8 protein-coding genes are annotated in these 5,666 nt (G+C 58.4%); 2 read left to right on the top strand and 6 right to left on the bottom strand.

Annotated elements, in window-relative coordinates; all coding sequences use genetic code 11:
- The 6 genes from qatC to AC07UX_RS20995 all read right to left on the bottom strand — a co-directional run.
- Positions 1-1,041: Qat anti-phage system QueC-like protein QatC (gene qatC, locus AC07UX_RS20970; RefSeq protein WP_495193905.1), on the bottom strand; the 1,041-nt coding region annotated here is incomplete at its 3' end.
- Positions 1,038-1,604, bottom strand: a complete 567-nt coding sequence (gene qatB, locus AC07UX_RS20975) for a Qat anti-phage system associated protein QatB (protein WP_435568645.1) — start codon at positions 1,602-1,604, stop codon at positions 1,038-1,040. The genes qatC and qatB, both read right to left, overlap by 4 nt.
- 356 nt (positions 1,605-1,960) lie before the next feature.
- Entirely contained in the window at positions 1,961-3,409 is a 1,449-nt protein-coding gene (locus tag AC07UX_RS20980; protein ID WP_495193906.1) for a P-loop NTPase fold protein, read from the bottom strand.
- Complete coding sequence (locus AC07UX_RS20985; RefSeq protein ID WP_495193907.1) at positions 3,351-3,845, bottom strand: P-loop NTPase fold protein; 495 nt, start codon at positions 3,843-3,845, stop codon at positions 3,351-3,353. The genes AC07UX_RS20980 and AC07UX_RS20985 overlap by 59 nt, the downstream gene beginning before the upstream one ends.
- Before the next feature lie 325 nt (positions 3,846-4,170).
- Positions 4,171-4,446: a hypothetical protein gene (locus tag AC07UX_RS20990; protein ID WP_495193908.1), complete on the bottom strand. Its 276-nt coding sequence runs from the start codon at positions 4,444-4,446 to the stop codon at positions 4,171-4,173.
- A gap of 98 nt (positions 4,447-4,544) precedes the next feature.
- On the bottom strand, positions 4,545-4,718 hold the full coding sequence (locus AC07UX_RS20995; RefSeq protein ID WP_495193909.1) for a hypothetical protein: 174 nt from the start codon (positions 4,716-4,718) through the stop codon (positions 4,545-4,547).
- Between the two features lie 29 nt (positions 4,719-4,747).
- On the opposite strand from AC07UX_RS20995, the gene AC07UX_RS21000 reads away from it, so the two are divergent.
- Positions 4,748-4,939 carry a hypothetical protein gene (locus tag AC07UX_RS21000; protein WP_495193910.1) on the top strand — a complete coding sequence of 64 codons (192 nt, stop codon included), beginning with the start codon at positions 4,748-4,750 and terminating at the stop codon, positions 4,937-4,939.
- A 118-nt stretch (positions 4,940-5,057) separates the two neighbouring features.
- Positions 5,058-5,471, top strand: coding sequence for a cupin domain-containing protein (locus AC07UX_RS21005; RefSeq protein ID WP_495193911.1), 414 nt, complete (start codon positions 5,058-5,060; stop codon positions 5,469-5,471).
- The last annotated feature ends 195 nt before the right edge of the window (positions 5,472-5,666 follow it).

Raw genomic sequence — 5,666 nt, forward strand, 5'->3', positions numbered from 1 at the left:
GTCTCCCTGCCCCCACGCTAGATAAGCGCCGCGTCGCACCTGGCAGGGTACGCAGCGACCGCAATGTCGGAAGCCCGTACGCGAATACCGCCCGCAACTGGTTGAATCGCCGACAAGCTGCGCAAGGGTGGTCTGATCAGTACATCCCAAGAGCATCTCCCCCTTGGTACTATGCTCATAGGGGTTATTGAGCCGGACCCGCAGACCTGCTGCGTCGAGTGCTTCCTGGATCAGGCACAGAAAATAGGGGTGAGTCGTACGTGTACTGAGACTGCCTGTACGCAGCGGGGTAAGCGGCACATTCTGACTGATGAAGCCGTTTTCCGGGATGCGCAGTTCCACCTCCTCGCCATCATGATGGCGGCGCAGGCACGACGTTGCCAACACACCGAATCCGAGAAAGGCGATCGACCGGGCGCGTTGCGATCGTTCAGATGGTCCAGGCGGTCGGGCATGGTGATTAAGCTGAAGATGAAGGCTTTTAGGCGCGATCGTCTCTGCAAACATTTTCTGGTCCGCAGTGTCGCCCTTGGCCATTTGGCTGACGAAAAGCGGCCTGCGACCTTCGCCAACGACATCTATCGCGCCGATCAGACTGTCCATGCCGCCTGAGAGCAAGCAAACCATGTCTTCGTTTCGCAACCGCGCCGGATCGCTGGTTGTGGGAGAAGCGCCATCGCCGATGAATTCCAGCTCCCAAATATCGCCAGACAAGAAGCGCAGCGCCTGAGTGAGGCGGCCGCGCTGCGTGTTCCAGAAGTCAGGGGAGGACACGGCTACCGTCAGTCCTATTTCGCGTGTCCATCCATCTGGGCTACGCTCACGTGATACTGCTTCGTCAGCAGCGACAACGGCCATCGCAAACGATGTGAAATCCCAAGCATCGATCGAAGGTCGCAGGCCAAGTCGGCGAATACGCCCAGGAACGAGGTTGCCAACACGGCCACGCTCCGCGAGACGAGACCGCGAGTATATGTCGAAGCGCAGATCGGTACCGGCGTGATCCGGAAGATCTTCGGGAAGACATGCGATCCTGATCACAGCTCGCCATCCTCTTCGAACACTTCGAAAGCCTGTTGGATCGCATTGCGTGAAATCCGCTCAACCGCTGCTTGGCCGACAGTGCCGACACTGGCGCGTTCCGACGCATATTCGGCAGCGACGACTTCGCGAACATAGTCCTTCATTTCTTGGAGGCGCTCCAGTCCTTCGCCCTTCGTAGGGGCTTTGGCGATGATCGCTTTACCGACGTCTAGCTCAATTCGCAGTGCGACATCGTACCCAAGGGTCGATGCTGTGACCTGATCGACTTGCTGCGGTGTCAGGCTGGTGATGTCGCCATTCTGGTCCAGCATTTCGGACAGCGCTCGAGCAACCGAATCACGGGTTGCCTCGGCATCCTGTGTCCCATCGAGCGGGCGGATGGCATCGACAAGGGCATCAGCAAAGTCGGCCGGAGACAATCCGGCCAGGGCCTGTGGGTCGATCCCCAGTTCCTGAGGAAGTGGTTCTCCATTCGCCAGCGCAGTAAGAGCGGTGTGGAGGGTACTAGCGGCCTTGGCCGAACCGCCCATTCGGCGGGCCGCGTTGCCGCTGCCTCCCATTCCGCTTCGCGAATAATGTCCGAGACCGCGGCGTAAGTGCCTGCCACGATCCTCGCCGCCGCCGCCAAATTTCCCAAGCGACGTCCTTACCCCACGCCATCGGCCAGGTGCCGAGGGGTCGGACGGATCCTGCGGCGGCGGTTGGGGTTGCGGTTGACCGTCTGGCTGAGGGGGTACCTGAGGATTTGGTGAAGGATGTGTCTGCGGTGATGGCGACGTCGGCGGCTGCGCTGGGGCAGGTATTGGTGCAGGTGGCTGCGGCACGGGCTGAGCGGGCGGTGGATTATCGACCCAAGGCGGCACGATAGGGATATCGGGGCCGGAGCCAGGTCCACGGCTTGAGGCAGACGTACCCATCAGTTCTCCCCCTTCAATGCGCCGGTGACGGCGTTCTGAGCGGGCTTTGCGAGGTCGCCTCGCTTTTGGAATGCGATCAACACCTCTTGTCCCCAAGGGAGTGTGCGCAACCGAGGAACGATTGCTGGCTTGATTTGACTGGAAGGCACCTCGCTGAAAAAGGCGACAACGGCGCGGGCTGAATTGGGAGATGCTGCAGCAAGTGCCTGCAAAGCGTTGAGGATCGGAGGAGTGCCCCAGGCGGTCTCGTTTTTCGCCCTCACGATGAGCTTGTCCGTGATCCGGCCGATTTCGGGGTTCGACAGCTTCGCGATTTCGGCGCCCACGATTGGGCTCGCCGAATTCAGTTTTAGGAGCATGTCGAGCACCTCCATTGCGTCGGATGACAATTCGTCAGCGCGGGAGATGATCGGATGGCTTTCCCTGCCGACGTACAACGCACCCCGCAGATCCTTGTCGGCGAGTGGCGGATCCATGGCGAGCCAGTTCATATGGAACGTCTCGTTCCAAGGTTTCTCCAGTTCCGGCGCTGTTTCGTCGCCGCGGGCGCGTCGCTCCATGTCTCCAAGCAACGTCGCATATCCGTCTTCGGATTCGTTCACTGCTCGCAGCAGGTCCGCGTAGGCGTCCTTATCGCCACAACGTTCAAAAAGCAGCAGCTTGACCAGTACTTCATCGTCCACAATCACGGACTGAATGCGCGCCATGGAACTGCGCATCGAGAGCGTGTTGAGGAAGCGCTTGATGAGTCGCGGATTACCGCGAATCTTCGGCGACGTGGTCAGGATTGGTGCGATTCGTTCAGCAAGTGCCAAGCGGTTCAGCAAGCCCGACGGACATTCCTTGTTCGGCGGGCCATCCTTGATCGTGTCACATACGAAGGCCTTATCGACACGAACGCCGGTCCAGGACTGAGCCAGCCGCTTGCACACTGCTTCACGGACGACGTCTTTGACCGAGGTGTCGAGATCCGTGTCCGCATCTACGAATAGCATCATGAGGTATGCGCGGACTTCCTGCGTGCCGAGCGCGGGAACCCGAATGGGAAGCTGGATCAGCTTGTCGAAATAATTGGTGACGAGGTCATCATCTAGGGTGGTGTTATCGAAATGTGATCGGACCGCTTGCCGGATCATGCCCTCATCGGCCGCGATCACAAAGGCGGTCTGCTTGAGGAAGAGAAACAGACGCATCGATTCCAAGGTCGCGATAGCGGTCTTGGGCAGACAGCGATCCAAATCATCGATGAGTACCACAAGGGTAATACCAAGTTCCGTCAGGGTAGCTTCAAGATCGTCACGGAAGGCTTGGATGGCCTTACGCGGACTGTCGACCTCCTCTGGCTCTGCTTCCTCAGGCTTCTTATCGCCGATCAGCTTCTTTCCGCCCTCATAGGCGTCCGTCGCCACCTTTTGGACGCTCTTGATGTCTGTGCCGGATTTCGCCATCCATCAAGCCAGATGCAGCACTCATCCCAGCAGCAAGGAACGGCGTGAGATGCCCGCCTGAATAGATATCGATCGCCGTCGATCCGATAAGGCCGAGAACCCTCAGCTTCTTCACACGTCCGAACAGACTTCGCGCATGCTTCCAAGCGGTCTCCGATAGCGTGTCCTTCTTCGCGACAGCCTGCTCGAAGACGGCGGCTGCGATCGCCTCCATCAGGGCGGCACGTGCATCGTCGTAATTCTGATAGAGCCAGGCGTTGAACTCGACAAAACGGAACTCGACGTCCGTATGCTTGCCGAGCGAGGTACGCAGAAGCTTCATCATCGAGGATTTGCCGACACCCCAGTCACCGGAGATACCGACAGACAGCGGCTCACCCTTGGCGCCTACTATTCTCTCTGCGGCGATATCTGCAACGTGCGAGAAGTTGACCAAGTCACGGATCGTCTCATTATCTGACCACATTTAGGGATTCACCTCACGCGTCCCCTTATCGTTCCCGCGATTTTTTGGCGACGTCAAGGGCGATAGGTAGAATAGGTGTATGAAGTGTACAGCTTTATCCCATGACATCGGAATAATAAGAAGATGCGACTGACGTCGCGGAGCCCTTATGCCTTCGCTCCGAACGTGTCATCATCGACTGTTGAATTAGAGGCTTTCCAAAAGTGCGCGGCCGACTTTTTCAGCCTCATCGGATGTTTGTCGACCGGCAGTGAGGGCATTTTCACCGGAACGATATAAACGAATGGCGGTTCGGTCAGTAGTTCGCGGTCAGGGGCGTCACGCCGGCGTCACGCGCCCGTTCTTCGATACGTGCGAGCATGGCGCGTTTGCGCTCGGTCCGCCGAGAACCATTGTTGCGCATGGCCTCAAGGCATTGTGGCGTGTCGACGACGCCTAATTCGGCTTTGCGCGCGCGTATGTCAGCGAGAAAGTCGGAAAGAGAAATAATCACGTCTAGTCCCTTCCGGACAAAGCGCTCGATGCTAATCTGATTCACATACATGAAGCCGAACAAACGTGCCAGTTTCAACGTTTCCCTGTGGCGCTAGGACCCAATTCAGTCCTTTCTCTGGTTGATAGCGGCCAGAGCGCTTTTGTCGCAGCGATGATCTGTCATGAGGGCAGGCATCACGCGTGCGGGGGGATCTGATACTTTCCATGCCAGAGGAGCGTCAGCAGCGCCGAGAGCACCACGCAGATTGCAAGGACGGCGCCGATGGTACGCCAAGGGCGCACTGCCAGCAGCAGGGCAGTGACCAGTTCCAGCCCGCCGATTAGATAGTGGAACCAGTCGGGATACACGTCTCGATCATTGCGGCGGCAGTCGGGTGATGAGCTTCAGTGCGAAATCGAATGCTTCCGGCCGCGCGATGCATACCGTCGAAATGATCCACGATGTGATGGGACGTTTGGTAGCGACACCGGGAAGGGCGGCTCTGTCCCAGGCCGAGTCGATCGGGGCGGAGGCAGATCACGACCAAGTATCGCCGTTCCTCAATGGAGGCGCGAACGACCGGATCTGACAGAAGCCGCCAATCGAGCTTCACCAAGCCGCCGATCAACAGCCGCCCCAGTAGCGTCATTGACTAAGACTATTCAGAGTAGCGCCGCGTGCTGAAAGCCACGTAGATAGGAGTCGCCGTGCAGCGCATTCTCTCTTTGGCGATATTGATCGCTATGGCCACTTCGGTCAGCGCATCTGCAAAGGATTTCGACGCCGTTGCCGCTGCGTCGGGTAGTCACCGTGTTCTTATGGAAGATGACAAAATTCGTGTTCTGCGGGTCGAGGTAGCACCCGGCGCGACTGAACCCGTTCACGATCACCGCTGGCCGAGCGTGATGTATTTCGAGCAGCCCCAGCCCATCACCTATATTGAATACAGGCTGGTTGATGGCCGTCCGGTAGAGGCCCAGCGTTTCGACGCTCCCGCACTGAAGCCCACCCAGACCGTGAAAGGGGAACCGGAGGGCTTACATGCTGTGATGAACCGGGGAACGGCACCATTTCTGGCCGTGAGGGTCGAGTTCAAAGACGGTAATCCGTCCAACAAGTGATGAGGCTTGTCAGCCTGCTGATCAACGACTGCTATCCACCAGACTTACCCATTCGGCGCCAATCATTCGCCGAGCCGGTTACGACTGCTTCCGGCGAAAGCTACCGCTTCAGCACGCCGGGAACCGTAAGCGCCCACCTAGTGCTTGTGGGCAAGCTATGCTTCACGCTTACGGCTCGATCTGATAGGTCAACCT

Source organism: Sphingobium sp. GW821-FHT02B05, assembly GCF_059421905.1.

Coding starts and splice junctions, on each gene's coding strand:
- qatB (WP_435568645.1), bottom strand. CDS start 1,604: ATGGGAGGCAGCGGCAACGCGGCCCGCCGAATGGGCGGTTCGGCCAAG.
- AC07UX_RS20980 (WP_495193906.1), bottom strand. CDS start 3,409: ATGGCGAAATCCGGCACAGACATCAAGAGCGTCCAAAAGGTGGCGACG.
- AC07UX_RS21000 (WP_495193910.1), top strand. CDS start 4,748: ATGAGCTTCAGTGCGAAATCGAATGCTTCCGGCCGCGCGATGCATACC.